The sequence below is a fragment of the Paenibacillus sp. FSL E2-0177 genome (genome assembly GCF_037992975.1).
GTDB lineage: Bacteria > Bacillota > Bacilli > Paenibacillales > Paenibacillaceae > Paenibacillus_AQ > Paenibacillus_AQ odorifer.
Genome location: NZ_CP150307.1, coordinates 4834783 through 4853705 on the forward strand (window position 1 = coordinate 4834783; position 18923 = coordinate 4853705).

The window sequence follows — 18923 nt, forward strand, 5'->3', positions numbered from 1 at the left end:
GGCCCTAACTGCCTTTTCGAGCACAGTTATTGCCTGTCTGCCTATTATTGCTGCAAAAGATTGAGTATGATGTAAGCCGCTTCAGCGCGTGTTGTATGGGCTTGCGGGCGGAAATTGCCATCTTCGAATCCATTGATAATCCCAGCCTGCGCAAGCGCTGTTATCCCTTCACTGGCATACAACGAGATCAGGTCTTTATCTTTAAAAGAAATAACGTTCACATCTTTCTGACCGTTCACTTTCTCCGCCAACTTAAGTGCACGGTATGAAATAGCTGCCATTTCTTCACGGGACAATTTATCATTCGGGCCAAAAGTGCCATCCGTATGTCCTTGTACAACACCCAATCTCCCAGCAGTATTCACAGCAGAGCTATACCACGCATCAAGGTTCACATCTTTAAAACTGCCTGTCCCTCTTTCTGCATTTAGCTCCAGCGCGGGCAGCAGCATGCTGACAAATTCAGCACGTGTAACCTCCCCTTGCGGATTAAAGATCCCGTTTCCTATTCCTTGCACGATCCCTTTAGCCGTCAAGGATTCAATCGCTAACGTGGCCCAATCTGCTGCTTTTAAATCTGTGTACCCCACCTCTGCGTACCCCGCAGCATAAATGCTGAAATGACTTGGATTAAACACAATCTGTTCCGCGGTTGGGTTGTACCGCACAGCTTTGATAACTTCGAGTTTTCCATCAGCAAGTATCGAATAAACAGCAATCCGCTGGCTCTGCTCCCCGAGCTTCAGCTTGTAGTGGAAGGCTACCGATATTGCTCCTTTTTTGAAAACATCGATAGAAGTCCCGTCTACTGACACATGGATGTTATAGGCCGGGTAGTCTTTTGCTCCAGTTGCCAATGGTGAAGGCAAGGTTGGCGTAGCTACCTGAACCAGTGAGAGCGTTAGTTCCTTAGCTCCCGTCTTTATAATTCCTGCACTTGCTTCCGTAGAAACCGTAACAGAGGCCGTCCCATATACAATTACTATTTGAGGATGTTTGCCCTGCTCTAGTATAGAACTCAACGGAAGATGAACGACTGCTCCCTTAAGCTCTCCCGTCGATGGCAGAACAGAAATAACCAGTTTTTCATCCGCCGGAAGCGTCGACAGCGCCTTATTGATATCCTCTATACTTAGCGTGATCTCAGCTATGCCGGAAATTCCTGCTTGTGCCTTCACCTGAAGTTGTCCTGCCGCTGTATGTTCGACCACTGCTTTAATTGCTGAATTTACAACGTTTGAATCTCTGACCGTGATGACAGGATCAGGATTAACCCCCGTTCCGGGTTCCTCACCAGTGCCGGGATTTCCTCCCGTTCCGGGTTCTTCACCAGTGCCAGGATTTCCTCCCGTTCCGGGTTGCTCGCCAGTGCCAGGATTCCCTCCCGTTCCGGGTTCCCCGCCAGTGCCGGGATTCCCTCCCGTTCCGGGTTCCCCACCAGTGCCAGGATTCACTCCCGTTCCGGGTTCCTCTTCGCCCCCCTCACCGGCCACCGGGGTTTTGAAGACATTTAATGAAGAGAGTGCATTCCCTGCAAAATCGAACATTGCCTGATTCTCCCAAGCATTTCCTTCGCCTACCTTCCAGCCTACACCTTGCACTGGAATCCAAGCTGGTTCCCAATAGAACAAGCCTGTTCCTTTACCATCGGGTACTTTGGACAATACATTCATTACTGTTTTGACCTCAGCCATTTGACCTGCAACCGTAGCTGGGAAGCCACTGCCGTCTAGCTGATCTTGGCGGGCGATGTTATTCTCAAAATTGTCGCCGTCCTCCAGCGTGTAAGGATACGCGGTTTCCGTCACAATCACTTCTTTACCATATCGTTTAGAGATATCGTCCAAGTTAAACTGCAGGCTATCCATCGTTCCGCTCCAATACGGATAAAAGGACGCGCCGATCACATCATAATCAAGATTCCGCTTCGTTAATTCGTCAAAGAACCAACGAAACATATCATTTTTGCCACCTTCAGCAAGATGGATCATAATTTTGATATCCTGACCTGCACCCTCGCTGTCTCTAACTCCCTTCACTCCGCTCTCCAGAAGCGGAACAACCTTCTCAAAAGCATTCTCTTGATCATAGGATTTGCCGTCAGGCCATAACAAGCCCCCATTAATCTCATTTCCGATTTGGACCATATCGGGTGAAGCTCCCTTTTCCTTTAGCTCATCCATAACATCTTTGGTATAGTCATATACCGCTTGCTTCAATTCATCATAGGAGTAATCCGCCCATGCTCCCGGCTTGTTTTGCTTTCCGGGATCAGCCCAGAAATCAGAGTAGTGGAAATCAAGCAACAGCTTAAAGCCTTTGGCTTTGACACGCTGCGCCATTTCCACAACATGCTCACGGTCATTATAGCCGCCAGCTTCCTGAGGATCATTCCATAAACGCAGCCGAATGTAATTTACACCCCGGCTTTTAAGAATATCCAGCAAATCCTTTTCTACTCCATTGTCGTAATACTTTCCACCGGCATCCTCAATCGCTTCCAGTGTGGAAATGTCCGCACCTTTTATGAACCCGGATTGCAGCACAAGCGGAGTAACCTGAATATCAGCTGTGGGTTGTAGGTCTGTCCCTGCAACTTTCCCCATTACGCTGTAAGTTCCTTCAACCGCGTACTCCGCTTCAGTAAGGTCATCCCAGGTTACAGGCAGCTGTTTGCTTGACCCATCTTCGTATATAGCCGTTACCGCTGATGGCAATAAAGCAGGCACATCCGTAATTGTGCTGACATTTATACTCTCAAATCCAACAATAGGCGTGCTGCTGTCACCTACTACTGTTACCTTCGCCACTGCCTTCTGCACAGTACCTGAGATAGAACCGCTTACTGTAAAGGTTCCGGGACGGGAATACTCTGCTGGAGGGATCACATCCCAAGCAACCTGAGCATCCTCCGTGTCAGAATTGCTATATACCACAGTTACAACACTTGGAAGCTCAGGGGCTTGCCCAATTTCCGTGTCCAACCGTACTGGCAGTACAGTTTGTATTTCACCCTGTGCCGGCTCATGCGGCGCGCTGGCTGCGGGAACACCCCAGACCTTCAGATCATTAATGGCTGCCCATTTTCCGCCGTTGATGCCGGTCAGGTTGACCCTTACATAAGAAACATTCCGCAGCTTAAAAGCATTGTACTGAGTTTGCTCTACACTGCTGCTCTGACTTTTGTCCACAACTGTTGTCCATACCTTATGATCACGTGATACTTCAATCGTATATTGATTAATGTAACTCCATGCATTCCAGATGACGGTTGCACCTGACAAATCATATGCACCTTGCAGATCTACTTCCAGCCAATGAGGAAAGCTCCCGTCATTCGCCGTCCAATGTGTGTTCCATTCATCGGAATCTACTGCGTTACCCGCTTCATATCCTGCAAGCTCACTATCGGATATAGCAGGCTTTCCTAGGGCAATATTCTCATCTCCTGCCGCTTGAGCAGACTGCCCAAACGTAAAAGGGGAAATAAGAAAGGTCAGAATCATAAATAATACAAATGATTTCTTCAATGTCTGCTTCCTCCTAAATAATTTAATCATGGATTATGTACTCAGCAGCACAGTCATTTTGTGCACTCCCTAATTGTAAACGCTTTATTAACTCTGCTATATGTTACGTTAGAAACATTTCAGCAGTTTTTGCAGTCGATTTGATCTAAGCAAGGAGTAAAATCACATACAAAAAAAGATGATCCGAAAGCCATACGGCTTCGAATCATCTTTATATAGGTAGAACCATTCCACTTCAATCTGCTCAGAGCGTTTGTGGTTTGGACTGTTGATTAGATAAAAAGAATAAAGCGACCCAGATCAAGGCAAATCCGAGAATCTGCGGGATAGTGACCAGCTGTTGGAACACGATCCAGTTAATGATTACTCCTGTCATAGGAAAGCTGAGTTCAGCCAATGTGGCGAAGGAAGCTTTGGTTGTGCTAAGCCCTTTGTAATACAACAACATACTAAGAAGTCCTGGCAGCAAAGCTTGCAGCAATAGATTAACCGCAATAGCTGCCGATGCACCAAACCCGCCATGAATCTGCCACGGGGCACCTTCTAGCGTAGTGATAACGAAAAGTAAAGGAAGCGCAAGGATAAACCGCAGCGAAGTCACTGTCTCATATTTCATAGAACCGAGCAGATAACGTCCCATGACTGTCGATCCCCCCCACAGTGCAGCTGCTCCCAAGGCCATCAGACTGCTAACCCCAATAAAGTTATTCACATGTCCGAAAGGGATACTCCAGCCAAAGGTCAGCAGATAGGTTCCTACCAGCGCCAACACAATGAGTGGTCCGAAATTTTTTGGCAAACGTTCTTTAAGAATTAAAGCAGCGAGACCGATAGCGAATATTGGCTGAAGCTTTTGCAGTAACAGCACTGCATTCAAATCCCCACTGGAAAGTGCCATCGTAAATAGGATCGTCGCCCCGGCAGAGCCTCCCCATGAAACAATCAATAAAGCACCAATCTGGCGAAATCCAATTCCTTTAAGCTCCGCCCGGTGACGCCAAAGAACAGGTGAAGCAGCCAAGAAAAGCACCACATGCTCCAGAAGAACAATTTGCGATGAGGTCAAGGATTTTAACAGGATGATACGAAAGAGCGGATCAACGCCCCATAATGCTGCACCAATCACAACGAGCCAAAATCCACTGCGTAGCGCTGATGTACTGCCAACCTTAGTTGATGATGAAGCTGTAACATTACTCATAATTTCCTTCTCCTTGTCGATACAAACCCTCGATAAGAGACCAAAAACCCCCGAATTACCAAATAGGTAAACTCGGGGGCATTATCAATAAAGACGTACAAGGATAGACTCCTAGCGTCTTTATCTTATGATCCTCTCCCATCCGGACTTTACCGTCGGCTCTGGATTTACACCAGATCAGTCACTTCTCTGCAAGCAGAACAAGTGAGTCGCGGGCTCAGTTCGCTTTGAACATTACCGCCGGTCGGGAATTTCACCCTACCCCGAGAATCTTGTATTCCGTTGTTTTTTTCACAATCTCAGAATAAACCTCTTCAAGCCATTCGTCCAGTACTTTATGAAAATGTACACATTACTTTCATGTTTCGCAGCATTTTATTACATGTTTGTTCGTAATTGTTCTACTGCTTCATCCAAAAAACTTCTGTATAATGAAATTATGTTGATTTTTCCATAGTTTAGTAATCATGTCGAGGAGGTTGTTATGAAAGAAGCATTCTGGACGAAATTATTGTTCTCCATTTTTGCCGTTGGAGGAATAGCTTTTTTAGGATTCATAGGTGCTATAATTACTGCGCTTTACGGAGGACTGCTGTTTTATACCCCACTTGTGGCGATCTTAGCGATCGTATTAGCCATCTATGTTGTACTCATCATATTTAATGTGTTGTCCCGAAGAACAAGCAATATTGTATTGTTATCTATCCTCGGACTTAGTCTGCTCGCGACCGCAGGATATGAGATCAAGCAAGCGTACGTCAACAGAATTGCCACTGTCGATGATCGGGAGGTTAATCTGCTACAGTATGAACCCTTTGCTGAGAAGACCAAAGCAGTGAATCTGGACGAGCCTTCTTCCTATCATATCGATAGCGATCTTCCAAGATTGGACGGCGCAACCGCACTTTATCCACTTTATTCAGCTTTCGTTCAATCTACTTATCCTGAGGGTTATTATAATCCGTATGATTTTCAAGCAAGTCAAGTAATTTGCAGCAGCACGCCTGAAGCTTACAAGAGATTAATTGAAGGAGAAACCGATATTATATTTGTAGCGGCTCCGTCAATTGCACAACAAAAAGAAGCTAAAAGAAAAGGTGTCGAACTGAAGCTTACGCCGATCGGCCGCGAGGCCTTCGTATTTTTTGTAAACAAACGAAACGACGTAACCGGACTTTCCACCGCTCAACTTAAAGATATTTACGCAGGCAAGGTCACAAATTGGAAAGATGTAGGCGGAGCTAATAACCGAATCCGTGCTTTTCAACGACCTGAAGATAGCGGAAGCCAGACGATGTTGCAAAAGTTTATGAAGGACACTCCACTCATGAAGCCGCCTCAAGAAGACGTAGCGGATATTATGAGCGGTATCATTCAACAAACCTCCAGCTATCGCAACTATAAAAATGCACTGGGCTACAGCTTCTTATTTTACGCCTCAGAAATGAATCGAAACGGGGAAATAGCCCTGCTGGCCATCGATGGTATTCAACCAGACAAGGAAAGTATTCGTAGTGGACAGTACCCTTTGGCAACAGAATTTTATGCAGTGACCGCGGGAAGCGACAACCCTAATATTCAGCCCTTTCTGGATTGGATTCAATCTGCTCAAGGTCAGAAATTGGTAGAGAAAACAGGTTATACATCGTTAAAATAAAATCTCTCTAGCAAATGAGAGCTATCCCAAATGTTTGGGAAGGCTCTTTTTCTATTTTTATACCGAAAATTTTCCTTTTTATCTGTTGTAGAGCGCAACTTTTGGAAACTATTGTCGTTTATACTTTATACGAGCCTTAAACGGCATCAAAGGAAGAAAAAGTAAGAATTGCTAGAGACCAATAAACGGGGATGGTAGGGATTGCAGATGAAAAAGTTTGGTTTTTTGGCGTTACTGCTGCTTTTGTTGGTGCTGGTTCATCCAGGAACTGGTTATGCCGGCTCTGCGGAAACACACATCAACCTAGACGGCAACGATCTTAAGATTTCAAAAGAAGCACAGGTACAAATTGTAAATGGCAGTGTAATGGTTCCTCTTCGTGTTGTTGCGGAACAGCTTGGTTATACCGTGAAATGGGATAATGTGACCAAGACGGCGATCATTGAGCAAAAGGGAACTACTTTAAAGCTGATCGTGGATAATACGATGGCAGAAGCTTCAGGGAAACAAGTCAAACTGGACAATCCTCCGTTTCTCAGTGGCAGCACAACCCTTGTTCCTTTAAGATTTGTTGGGGAACAGACAGGAACTACTGTCGGTTGGGACAATGTAACCAAAACCGTATATTTAACCTCTCCAGTACCTGAGATTGGGGGAAGCGATCCGGAAATTACGGTTCCACAACCCACTCCAACAGCACCTTCAGACAACGGATCAAACGGGAATACAGCAACTGAAGGGAATAGCTCAGTAGCTACAGTCACCAATCTTAGCTTCATCGATAACCAGCTGGTTATTGCAGTGAACGGCAGTATAAAACCTACCGTGTTCACTATGACAGACAAAGACCGAATTGTCGTGGATTTACCGAATACTGGCTTTGGAACCGACTTCCATCAGAATCTGTCCGTAGGAAAGAACCAAAGCGGACAGTTAACGGTTACTGACTATCCTAATGTCTCTGCCGTTCGCTATTCATTGTTCAGCAGTTCCCCATCTACCATTCGGATCGTCATTGATCTAAACAGCGCTAATAGCTACAGTCTGATAAATGCTAATGATGGACTTATTATTGTGGATCTTAATGGGACTAGCGTTACGCTTCCTGAAACCACCTTACCAGAAGTACCGGTTACAACTCCTCCACCTTCTACCGGCAACACAGACAAGAAGATAATCGTCATCGATGCAGGACATGGTGGGAAAGATCCAGGGAGTTCAAGTGTTAACAAGCTTAAAGAGAAAGATTTCACCTTGCCGACAGCACTGAAAATTGCAGAATTACTAAAGAAAGAACCAAATATCGAGGTTATACTCACGCGCAGTGGCGATACATACCCAACTCTACAGGACAGATCTAACCTCGCCAACAATGTAAAAGCCGATCTATTTATCTCTGTTCATGCCAATAGTATTCCGGCGGGCAGTAAAAGTAACCCTAGTGGCACAGAGACCTATTACACACGCAATGATAGCTTATTATTCGCTCAAACCGTTCACAAATACCTCGCAGGTGCTACAGGACTGCAGGACCGAGGGGTTCGTCAAGCAAACTATCATGTAACAAGAGAAACCAAAATGCCAGCAATATTATTAGAATGTGGTTACTTAAGCAATACCAAGGATGAAGCATTGCTGTTTACCCCGGACATCCAAAATAAAATAGCCGAAGCAGTAGTTTTAGGAATCAAAGAATATTTAGGTCGTTAAAAAAATGGGTGTCCCATTAGCCGTTTAGGCTGATAGGACACCCATCTTTATTCGGTAGCAGTGTTCCAAACACTCATTCGTTCCCGCAGATTCGAGGTATGCAGCTCCAGCTGTATACCATCTGGATCTAGAAAATTGACCGTCCAGCCTATTCCCCGTTTGATCGGCCCTCTAATTATGGGCACATTCTGGGTTTGCAATCCTTGGACGGCTTCTTCAAAATGTTCCTCTGCAATACTAAAAGCGATATGGTCTACCCCGACCCCTTTATCTGCAATCGCCATATAATCAGGCTTTTCAAGAAGACATATCCAGGCACTTCCCCATTCCAGATAAGCATCAGTTTTACCTCTATGAACTAGCTGAAGGCCCAGAATTCCTGTGTAGAAATTCAGGGAATTTGCTAAATTACTGACATTTACGGTCACATGGTTAAAACCTTCTACCTGCATCTTTATTCAGCCTCTCAAACTTCTTAAGCCAGCATAGTGACAATTCTTTTGCGTTTCTCTGACTCAGGATCATAAGCTACATGCGTATCTTCATCAAAGATCAAGGTAGCCCGTTCCTCCAGATTGTATTTCGGCCATACCCTCTCTGCTGTAGCCGGATTTCCTTGATGAGCGAAAGCAATCCAAGCGTCATGCATAACTTCAGCCAACTTCTGCATCGTTGGATTAATTTCTGCCCTAAGATGGGTTAGATGAGATAGATTATTAAAGGCATAAACGATTTCTGCACTATGCACAGCTTTATTTAACAAAGGATGACCTGGGATCGTGCCGTCAAAACGGTACATCCAGACTGGTGCATAATTCAATTGGTTTTCCGCCAGAGACACCGAGGTTGCCCAGAAGTAAAGATCCGTTAGAATTTCAGCTTGTCCCTCCCAGGTGGAAGAATAATGGTTAGCAATTTCCTTCAGACTCCCAGTACCCATCATCTGCTCCAGCGCCTTGAGTGATTCGTCAAAGTCTGCCTCAGGTGATTCTTCTCTGAAGAACAAGTTGCCCTCATCACGATTGGTTCCGATCAATAGCGGAATACCATGTGCCGATCCTTCTGCCACAGCCTGTGCAGGTTCTACAGGAAGTATATCCCCATCAATGACAGGCTGAAATAACATGCCAATTGAGCCACCCGTTAACTTTTTAGTCATTCTTGCGGCTGCATCGATAATTTGTTCAGAAGAAAATGTTTGCAGAAGACTGGCATCTCCATCTGGGGCAATCCCTAATTCAGCTAGCAGTGCAGCTGCAATGTACTTTCCTTGCTCGTTAGGCAGCGTCTGAGCAGCCCCACTTTGCATAATCGCGCCAGCGAACAACCCCTTCGCTGCTGGCATAGCCAAAAGGGCTGCGATACTCATACTCCCTGCTGACTCTCCGAATACAGTTACCCGCTGCGGGTCCCCGCCAAAAGCAGCAATATTCAGTTTTACCCATTCCAGCGCAGCAATTTGATCCAATAATCCTTGATTAGAAGCAAGCCCATGGCCAAATGGAGACAAATTCATGAATCCAAATGGACCCAGCCGATAGTTAATGGTCACTAAAATTACTTTGCCTCGCTCAGCGAAGCTTGTGCCGTCAAACTGCGGCTGACTTCCAGCCCCGGTCACAAACGTCCCCCCGTGAATCCAGAACATAACAGGCAGGGGCTCATCATGAACTGCTGGCGCCCAAATATTTAAATACAGACAATCCTCGGAATGAAGCGGCGTCTTGCCACCGAACCGAGTACCTCTCGTATCCGCTGGCTGATGACTAACTGGACCAAATTCAGAAGCATCTCTAATCCCATCCCAGGCTTCTGGTGGCTGTGGTGCACGAAACCGAAGTTCTCCAACAGGTGGGGCTGCAAAAGGGATCCCGCGCCAAATGTTCACGTCCCCCTCCTGTATTCCTTGAAGCTTACCGTAAGAGGTTACTGCTATTGGTCCTCCCATTACATTTCACCCTTCCACATTATTCCTTATTCTCTTCAATCTGTTTATATAAGCCGGATCGAAACCGGAACCATTCAAAAAGATGTGTAAATACCACCTTAAGTACCGCATAACCCGGAACTGCAAGGATAATCCCCAGAATCCCAAACATTTTACCTGCGAATATAATTACAAAAATAATGGTTATCGGATGAATCTTCAACGTCTTGCCCATGATCTGTGGTGAGATGAATTTTCCTTCAATCAGCTGAACAGCCGTCCACACGATAATCATCTTCAGCAGCATAAATGGAGAAGTGACCATCGCCACAATTAGGGCAGGTGTAATCGCGATTGCCGGGCCCAGATAAGGAACAACTGCTGTACAAGCAGCAGCAATAGCCAGAACGAGAGAGTACTCCAAACCAATGATTAAATAGCCAATATAGAGCAGCAGACCAATACAGCAGCTGACAATAATTTGCCCGCGTATGTAAGAGGATACCTGACTGTTCATCTCCGACATGACCATACGAGTCTGCGGCTGCAGAGAAGTAGGTACAAACTTCAGAATATAATCCGGCAATTTTTTCCCATCGCGAAGCAAGTAGAACAAAATAAATGGCGTCGTTACAACCGCCAAGACAATCTCTGTAAGGGCTCCTACAAAGCTGCCAACACCCGTCAAGGCATTATTCAGAAAAGAACTGCCCCACGCTGTTATCTTAGATGTTATCTCACTAAGGTTCGTTCCGATACTGTCTTGAACTTGCCCAAAGAACTCCGTTCCGGTCAGATCCATAAACCGTTCTTGAATTAATTCACTATACCTTGGAAAATTGTCGATCAATCCTGATAGCTGAGTCCGTATAATTGGAATGACCATAAACAAAACCAGCGTGATGATACCAGCAATCAACAAATATAGGATGATTATTGCATATACACGTTTTATTCGGGATCTTTTCTCCATCCGATCTACCAACGGATTCAGCAAATAATAAGCTATACCTGCCAGTAATAATGGTGCGGCCACGGTGTGCAGCAATACTGATATCGGCTTAAAAATAAACGGTATTTTGGAGAATACCAGAATATTAATTCCAACCAGCAGCATAATGAGCAGCACTACTACAAATTTATTATTCAGAAAAAATTTTTTGAACTTCTCTGGCCACACCTGCAGCCTCTCCATCGTACCCTCTCCCCTATAAACCATCATATATACTGTGTTATTTCATTCACTTTTTAATAGCATAGTCAACGTTAGCCCTGCAAGTCAAATTTGATGTCCTTAATTAAGCACGCAGTCCTATTACGAGTCTGGTCATGATCCGATTCAATCATAATCCTCCCCTGTTTATAAATAAATAACCCTGCACGAGATATTCCTCTGTACAGGGTTAGAACTGCAGCTAAAAGGTACTCCCAAGCCTTGCTATTTTTTCTTTTTCCCTTTAGCGTCCTTTTCATTTGAAGCAATCAATTGTCCATCATAGGTGTATAACACGTGACCTTCAAGCTTCTCCCCCTGCAAATGTTTCCGCACTAATGATTTCGCCAGCTTAGGTGTAATCTCTTTGTACCACACACCTTCGGGATAAGCGATCACCACACAAGCATCTGAACATCTTCCATTACAACGGGTCACAGTCGTATGTATAAGACTTTGTGCGCCCTGCTTCTCAATCTCATCTTCTATCGCTTCAGCTACCTCTTCACCTTTGTGTTTCTTGCAGCTGCTACCGTTACATATTAATAAGTGACTTACAGTTCCTTGTAAATTCCAGGTCGTCATGGATGACTTCAACCCCTTCCTATCAGCTAACCCTATTCCGTTCGTGGATTATTTTAAACACTATCATAAGCATCATTATAGTCAATAGTAAGAAAGACTGTTATACTATAAATGAGAATGATTATCAATGAAAAGAAGGGAATTACTACATGCAGATCCAATCCGACGGGATGCCTTATTCATCCCATCCTTTTTATATGCCCCTTCGGGTCATCAGCTTATCGGGAAGAACCAACTACACAACCCCAAACATCCCTTCTACTAATTCCAGCCTTATGATGATCTGGGATGGGAAAGGTTTTCTTGAAATAGACGGTAAGCTACACAAGGTCATGGCCGGAAGCTTAATTGCCCTTAGTAGTTCTTCTTTATTGAAGATGGAACCCGAATTACAGTTAAAGGGGATATGGATTGAGTATTCCTGTATACCCCAGAGTAAAGATGAGGACATTTTTATTAATGACAACTACCCAGTCCACCATGCCTCCACACGTTTGACAGCCTTGGCAGGAGAGCTTTACAGTGCCTGGATAGACGCTGATAAGCAAAAGCCGTTTAGAGTCCAGCAGCTATTCACCCAGTTCCTCGTGGAGCTTCATAGTGAACTGTCATCCCGAAAAGAACGATCAATCAGTTGGGTGGAACAAGTCACTGAATATATAGAAGCTCATTACAATGAAGATATCACACGGGATCAAATGGCTGCTTTAGCTGAAGTGAGCCCTGAGCACTTTTCGCGAGCCTTTCGCAAATCAATAGGTCTATCCTTCAGTGCTTATATTACACTCCTAAGAATCCGTAAAGCCCAGCAACGAATCCTGACCAGTTCCCCCAATCTGACAACACTGGCACATGAGGTTGGTTACGAAGAGGGAACTTATTTGAGCCGAAAATTCAAGCAGCTTGTTGGCGTTTCACCTACAGCCTACCAGAATAAGAATAAACGGGTCGTTGCCCTGAACTATAATCACACCGCTAGCCTGCGAGTACTGGAAATCATGCCTCAACTCGGGGTTTATTCCGAATGGCAACATAGCTTGGAACAAGTTCCCGCTTCCAAACAGCTTCAAATGAGCGAGGGCAAATTTTCATTACTCTATGACTCAGTAGCTGCGGTAAAGCCAGATGTCATTATCGGCTACAGTCTACCCGACAATAAGATTCTGACTCCTGTTGCTCCGGTTATTGAGCTGCCCTTTATGCAAATGAGTTGGCGAGAGCAATTTGCTCTGATTGCCGAGGTTGTGAATCGACGACAGCGTGCTGAACAGTGGCTAAGTCATTATGACAGTCTTTGTCTTACTGCCAACGGGTTATTAAACCATGCAATAGGAATGGAGAGAGGTACAGCTATCGTGTGGGAGGTTAGCTCCCGATCCGCCTACTGTTTCAGTAGCAGCTTCGGCAGAGGTTGCCAAATTTTATACGGTGATCTTGGCTTCAAGCCCCCCTCCGTAATTATTGAAAAAGGGATCACCGATTCCGGATATTTAGAGGCATCCATTGAGGATATCGTATCGTTTCCTGCTGACCATATTATTATCACCAGCATCCCTTCATCATCTGAGGGAAGACAACGTTTTACTCGCCTACTACATTCTAAAGCTTGGAAGCAATTAGATGCAGTACGTAACGGACGGGTATATATTCTGAACCAAGGTGATATGTTCTACGGATTTGACCCACTGTCCTCACAGGCACAGCTTCAAGAATTGCTACGGGTAATGACATCATAAATTTGCATAAGCTGAGATCATATCCGTCCATAGTAAATACCCGGTGAAGCTTGTAAAGTTCTTATTGAGAATGATAATCAATATACATAGGAGGAACAACAAATTGCATAATCCAGGAAAAAATAGCACCAAACAATCCCATTGGCTTCTTTTTCCCCTCATGCTGGCATTAATTCTAGTCATATCAGCTTGCGGGAATTCCAATAATTCTGTGGGGAATACAGGCAGTAACACCAGCAACACATCATCGGCTACTACAGCACCTACCGAAACTAGTCAACCAACAGAAACAACGGAAACGGCTGCTCTTAAAAAGGTCACTACTATAAATGGTGATATTGAAATCCCTGTTCAACCTAAAAGGATTGTCGCTGAGGAATATCTGGGCAGTCTGATTGCGCTAGATACCATCCCTGTTGGTGCTCCCGGATTAACACTGGAGAATATGTATTTTAAGGAGGCACTTACTGGAGTTGCAGACACTGGAACTTACGGCAAAATGTCACCTGAAAAAATCATCGCACTTAATCCTGATTTGATTATTTCTGGACAAGCTGAAAGCTATGAAGCACTAAGCAAAATTGCTCCAACCATCGTTGTGCCATATGGTGATCTGAAAGATGCTCATGCCGAATTAACCTATTTCGGAGAACTCCTTGGTAAAGAAGAGGAAGCCAAAAGCTGGCTTGCAGATTACGACAAACGGATAGCTGAAGCTAAAGCCAAAGTAGACAAAGTACTCCCTGCAGATGCAACGTTTTCCATCATGGAAGACGGCGGCAAATCCATTTGGGCCTATGGCGATAACTTTGGCCGAGGCGGACAGCCTGTCTATCAGGCGCTGGGTCGCAAGCCCCCTACAGCTGTGGCCGCAGAAATTATGGAGAAGCAATGGGCGGAAATCTCTACAGAGGCACTCGCTAAATACGCAGGAGACTATATTATCTTAACTTCCAATAACCGTACAGAAGCTGAATACAAAGCTGATCCAATCTGGAGTAGCCTACCTGCTGTAAAAAATGGCCATCTCTATGTATGGAAAGAAGAACGTTCCTGGTACTATGATCCAATTGCCGTGTTATCCCAGACCGAAGAGCTGGCTGCTTGGCTTACACAATAAAATGCGCTTAAATTAGAATCCCCTACTGCTTCCAACAACGTTGGAGCAGTAGGGGATTTGTTATGTCTTTTGACTACAAAAACACTCAAGAGGTAATAATACATTTAGCCTAAGGTTAATCTAGCAAATGGAGTTGATCATTATGAAATTACTATCACTATATTTCATGCTTGCTTTTATGGGGTTGCTGATGGCAGTAATCATCGACCTTTTATCAGGAGAAACCCTCACCGCTTCAATGCGGACGATCTATGACTCCTTTGCAGCTACAAGCATACAGGAATCAATAACTATGCTCGTTTTTATCTCCTTACCTTTTGTTAATACAATTACATCCTCTATCCGAAATAGAAGCAATAAATCCATCAAATAAAATAAACTAACCTATGCTTCCTAATTTTCTGCGGATGTAATGAACGATAAACAAGAGAATAGGTACAGCGGCACAGAAATACGGCAAAATATATTTCAGAAATATCCTTCCTTCGTCCATATGTATCGGATAATTCGCTGAACTAATAAAAGCCCCGAACAAAACAACAATACCAACGGGAACAGCGAGCTTCCTGCTGTCTTGCACCTTGAATAGATCTGCAGTGACTACCATTGCAGCATAGCAATATACTGACATTTTAAAAAATACTCCAATGATTAAGGTTAAGAGCACAAGCGCGTCCAAACGTTGAATGAAATTGGCCAGGTTTACTAACGTTATCGTAGTGAACATCGGAAAATTGGCTCTACTGTAGATTTCTGTTCCTAGAACGGATATTTCGATGGCATGGGTAAAACTGAGTAATAATCCGCATAAAGTCATTGCGATGATTCCGGTTCTTTTTGCTACCTTGGTTTTTTTGATATGAGGTAAAATCGTAGTGAAACATACCATCTCCCCGAACGGAAATAGCCATATATTCAGATAGGCTGATTTTAATGCATTCTTCCAATCCGAGGCCTGTAACGGAAACAAGTTATCTAGTTTTACAAGTCCGGCGGCAATAACCAAAAAGCAACTGGTCAAGCCCAACAATATTATAATCAGCATATAAATCTCAGCCGCCCGCGCAAACACCTCAATCCCCTTATTTAAGATGTAAATTACCGCAACAACCATCATTGCATAAATGATGAACACGGGTGTTCTGTCGTAAGAAGCAGCTATTAACAACTCACCTGATTCATGCAGATTTCGGGAGCCATTGAAGAGAAGGATTGGAATGTATGTTAAGCTTAACGGCCAGCCTATAACATTGCCCAGTATCTTTCTTGTATACCCGCTAATAATCATGCCCGGATATTGCCGGTATAAATAAACATAAATCAAATACAAAAGAAGTCCACCGGGCAAAGCTAACAGAATAGCAATCCAGACAGCATGGCCACTTTCAAGTCCAATCGGTACCACAAGGGCCGTTCCCAATTCAAACAAAAAAATCAAAGCAAATAATTGACTCGCGCTGATGGTTTCTTTTTTCATAAAGTGGCCTTCTCCCACCTTTCTCAACTAAACCCTGTCATTTTTCCTTTAACAATTGCGGCTCTAATCTCATTCCTACACTGCGAATATATGCCTCCACAGAAACGTCGACTTCCGCTTCCGCGAACACTGACTCCCAATCGTCCTTAACAGTCTCCCATGCTTTTGGATTTGTGCGCTTCAGTTCATTCCCAAAATTGAAAATATCGCATTTCATAGTTTGAGCAGCCTGTAAGGCTTGGGTTATTTCCTGTTTAGTTTTAAGAGCCACTTGTTGTTCCAATTGAACGATTACCTCTCTATCACTTAGCTCAATATAACTCTGAGTCTCATTAAGTGTCCCCTCTTCCACAACATTCACATGAATGACGGGTACTTTATTGCGGAGTTCAATCTTAATTTTTGTTTTTGAATAATTAATGTTCACAGCTATCGAATCTTTAGCCTCATCTGAATCTACATTAATACTGGTTTCATTAATCTCGTTCTGTACCCACAGTGCCCCCCGGGCAAGAGGTCCATCCAGCCATCCCTGAAGAACCCCTTTTTTCAATACGCTTAGCCCGCTCATTGTGACAAGTGCTTTTACTTGAGTTTGCTCCATCCCGGATTTTTTAGTTCCTTCTTCAGCGTCTCCAAGAATTCTGGCTCCGGATATCACCACTGACCCTTCCCCACTGATACCATTAATTAGCTCAAAAACATTGATATCCCGGCTTTCTCCATATATTCTAGCGGTATTTTTACTCTTTTTAATAATCCCAATTGCAGGCAGGCTTTCTACGGGAAGCAATAGTTTCAGAATAGAGGATGCTTCCGTATCTCTGGCTACAATAACATTCGTGTTGAGCCGCAGCTCATGGGACCTTTCAAAGATGTCAAAAATCCCATCAATACCGCTCTTCACTGTAGATTCGCCTAAAACTAATAGCTGCGTGTGTGCAAAAAACATCTGTCTTGCCGCCTTTTTTGAAGTCTTGCGAAAAGCGCCAAAGATCGTACGGTCCGTAGAAGAATAAATAGTGACCGTGGGTTGTCCGGTGCTAGCTCCTGCACTTGTGGCTGTTGAGGATGGATTCACAATCTGAAAAGTAACATGATATTCCTCTTTATTCGGCACTTTATCCACACCTATACCGGTCACAATGCCTAAATTGTTTAACTCCCGACTGTTCCAGCAGCTTGTCAGCAACATTAAGCAGCATATACAAATAAATGAACGCATCATCCATCCGACCTTCATTTGCCACTCCCCGGCTTTCCATCATTCACCTTAAGTCGAGTATTATTTTTTTGGCTAATAAGACGCGGCCGAGTTTTCATATATTTCAAGGGCACACGCAAGATCGCGTCCTTCTGATTCTCAGCGATAAAAGGACCAAACGGAGACATATATGGAAAACCCAACGATTTCAAGCTGCACATATGAGCAACCAAAATAAAAGTAAAGATCGTTATTCCATAAAGCCCCATAAAGGCTGCGATAAACATAATGATGAAACGCAAGATGCGTATGGAAAGAGCCATATTAAAAGCAGGAGTAGCAAAGCTGGATATTCCTGTAAGTGAAACTACAATAACCATTGCAGGAGAGACAATACCGGCTTGTACGGCTGCCTGTCCTAACACTAAGCCCCCAATGATCGATACAGTTTGACCTATAGGGGATGGCATACGAATTCCTGCTTCACGTATAATCTCAAAAGTAAATTCCATCAGCATAGCCTCAATAAAAGCCGGAAATGGAACCCCCTCCCTTTGCGAAGCAAAATTAATAAGTAGGGCTGTTGGGATCATTTCTTGATGAAAATTTAGAATCGCAATAAAGAGTGCTGGGCCAAATAACGAAATAACAAGGCAAATAAATCTCAATAATCGGATCAAAGTCGTAATATCATAACGCTGGTAATAATCTTCTACGGCATGTAAAAACATAAAAAAGGTTGTAGGTGCAATCAGCACAAACGGGGTCCCGTCCACAAAAATAGCAACTCGTCCTTCTAAAAGATTTCCTGCAACACTGTCAGGACGTTCCGTATTATATAATGTTGGGAATGGGGAAAAGGGAGTGTCTTCTAAAAATTGCTCAATGTATCCAGATTCCAGAATCCCGTCTATATCAATGCTTTGCAGCTTAGTTCTGAGCTCCTGTAAGGTATTATCATTGACGATTCCATGAATATACATAATAGATACATTCGTTTGCGTGACGTCACCTATCTTCATCGACTCTACCCAGAGATTAGGGCTTTTTATTTTCCTGCGCACCAGAGAGATATTCGTCCCAATAGATTCTGTGAAACCTTCCTTTGAGCCACGAATGGCTACTTGAGTTGTAGCGTCCGATACCGTTCTAACCTCACCGCCGCTTGTATTCCCTCTGATAGCTTCCCTTATCCCGTTGACCCAAAGAATGGTATCTCCAGAGAATAAAGCCTCAAAAAGCACATCCCAATCTTCAAGCGTCTGTTCTTCTCCGATTCCTCTCGCCACTTCTTTCATATACAAAAAGATATCTTCAGCGGATGTTACCACCGGGTGTTCTTCACCTAGTTTATCAAACGACATCGCATGCTCCACAAACTCGTTGACCCTCAATTTTTCTATTAATCCCTCAATATATACGGCAGCTACCTCAACCTGTGTGGTTATGGATTTAATTCTACGAATAACAATATCAGGGCTATGGCCAAGCCTTTCTTGAAGCTCTTTAAGATTATCGTCCAAAATAGTAGAGTTAAAGGGATCCATCATTAACACCTCCTGC

General features: G+C 44.0%; 14 protein-coding genes and 1 riboswitch. Of the genes, 5 read left to right on the forward strand and 9 right to left on the reverse strand.

All coding sequences use genetic code 11. The annotated features are described in order from the left end of the window. Window positions 1-44: 44 nt before the first annotated feature. Together MHI25_RS21635 and MHI25_RS21640 are read right to left on the reverse strand one after the other, a co-directional pair. Window positions 45-3530 carry a glycosyl hydrolase 53 family protein gene (locus tag MHI25_RS21635; RefSeq protein ID WP_340394247.1) on the reverse strand — a complete coding sequence of 1162 codons (3486 nt, stop codon included), beginning with the start codon at window positions 3528-3530 and terminating at the stop codon, window positions 45-47. A gap of 244 nt (window positions 3531-3774) precedes the next feature. After that, window positions 3775-4731 carry a DMT family transporter gene (locus MHI25_RS21640; RefSeq protein ID WP_076104422.1) on the reverse strand — a complete coding sequence of 319 codons (957 nt, stop codon included), beginning with the start codon at window positions 4729-4731 and terminating at the stop codon, window positions 3775-3777. A gap of 126 nt (window positions 4732-4857) precedes the next feature. Continuing rightward, a riboswitch (FMN riboswitch) is annotated at window positions 4858-5006 on the reverse strand. Between the two features lie 209 nt (window positions 5007-5215). On the opposite strand from MHI25_RS21640, the gene MHI25_RS21645 reads away from it, so the two are divergent. Together MHI25_RS21645 and MHI25_RS21650 are read left to right on the forward strand one after the other, a co-directional pair. Then, on the forward strand, window positions 5216-6388 hold the full coding sequence (locus tag MHI25_RS21645) for a substrate-binding domain-containing protein (RefSeq protein ID WP_076192262.1): 1173 nt from the start codon (window positions 5216-5218) through the stop codon (window positions 6386-6388). Window positions 6389-6595: 207 nt separating this feature from the next. Then, on the forward strand, window positions 6596-8098 hold the full coding sequence (locus MHI25_RS21650) for an N-acetylmuramoyl-L-alanine amidase family protein (RefSeq protein ID WP_339248793.1): 1503 nt from the start codon (window positions 6596-6598) through the stop codon (window positions 8096-8098). A 47-nt stretch (window positions 8099-8145) separates the two neighbouring features. Here MHI25_RS21650 and MHI25_RS21655 read toward each other — a convergent pair whose 3' ends face one another. The 4 genes from MHI25_RS21655 to MHI25_RS21670 form a co-directional block, all read right to left on the reverse strand. Next, complete coding sequence (locus tag MHI25_RS21655; RefSeq protein ID WP_076192264.1) at window positions 8146-8550, reverse strand: VOC family protein; 405 nt, start codon at window positions 8548-8550, stop codon at window positions 8146-8148. A gap of 23 nt (window positions 8551-8573) precedes the next feature. Next, window positions 8574-10046: a carboxylesterase/lipase family protein gene (locus MHI25_RS21660; protein ID WP_076192267.1), complete on the reverse strand. Its 1473-nt coding sequence runs from the start codon at window positions 10044-10046 to the stop codon at window positions 8574-8576. A 19-nt stretch (window positions 10047-10065) separates the two neighbouring features. After that, on the reverse strand, window positions 10066-11220 hold the full coding sequence (locus MHI25_RS21665) for an AI-2E family transporter (RefSeq protein ID WP_076127413.1): 1155 nt from the start codon (window positions 11218-11220) through the stop codon (window positions 10066-10068). Between the two features lie 243 nt (window positions 11221-11463). Next, entirely contained in the window at window positions 11464-11823 is a 360-nt protein-coding gene (locus MHI25_RS21670) for a (2Fe-2S) ferredoxin domain-containing protein (protein WP_076127411.1), read from the reverse strand. 149 nt (window positions 11824-11972) lie between these two features. Here MHI25_RS21670 and MHI25_RS21675 point away from each other — a divergent pair, with 149 nt between their 5' ends. The 3 genes from MHI25_RS21675 to MHI25_RS21685 all read left to right on the forward strand — a co-directional run bounded on the left by MHI25_RS21675 (window position 11973) and on the right by MHI25_RS21685 (window position 15052). Then, window positions 11973-13559, forward strand: coding sequence for an AraC family transcriptional regulator (locus tag MHI25_RS21675; protein ID WP_340394250.1), 1587 nt, complete (start codon window positions 11973-11975; stop codon window positions 13557-13559). A gap of 160 nt (window positions 13560-13719) precedes the next feature. After that, window positions 13720-14679 (forward strand): ABC transporter substrate-binding protein, encoded by a 960-nt coding sequence (locus MHI25_RS21680; protein ID WP_254848703.1) that lies wholly within the window; start codon window positions 13720-13722, stop codon window positions 14677-14679. Window positions 14680-14821: 142 nt separating this feature from the next. After that, the gene (locus MHI25_RS21685; RefSeq protein ID WP_076127617.1) at window positions 14822-15052 is read left to right on the forward strand and encodes a hypothetical protein; all 231 of its coding nucleotides are present in this window, start codon (window positions 14822-14824) and stop codon (window positions 15050-15052) included. A gap of 6 nt (window positions 15053-15058) precedes the next feature. Here MHI25_RS21685 and MHI25_RS21690 read toward each other — a convergent pair whose 3' ends face one another. The 3 genes from MHI25_RS21690 to MHI25_RS21700 are packed head-to-tail and all read right to left on the reverse strand — an operon-like array spanning window position 15059 to window position 18907. Continuing rightward, window positions 15059-16156, reverse strand: coding sequence for a GerAB/ArcD/ProY family transporter (locus MHI25_RS21690; RefSeq protein WP_076127405.1), 1098 nt, complete (start codon window positions 16154-16156; stop codon window positions 15059-15061). Between the two features lie 37 nt (window positions 16157-16193). Beyond that, window positions 16194-17399, reverse strand: a complete 1206-nt coding sequence (locus MHI25_RS21695) for a Ger(x)C family spore germination protein (RefSeq protein WP_076184080.1) — start codon at window positions 17397-17399, stop codon at window positions 16194-16196. Further along, on the reverse strand, window positions 17396-18907 hold the full coding sequence (locus tag MHI25_RS21700) for a spore germination protein (RefSeq protein WP_340394252.1): 1512 nt from the start codon (window positions 18905-18907) through the stop codon (window positions 17396-17398). The genes MHI25_RS21695 and MHI25_RS21700 overlap by 4 nt, the downstream gene beginning before the upstream one ends. Window positions 18908-18923 lie beyond the last annotated feature (16 nt).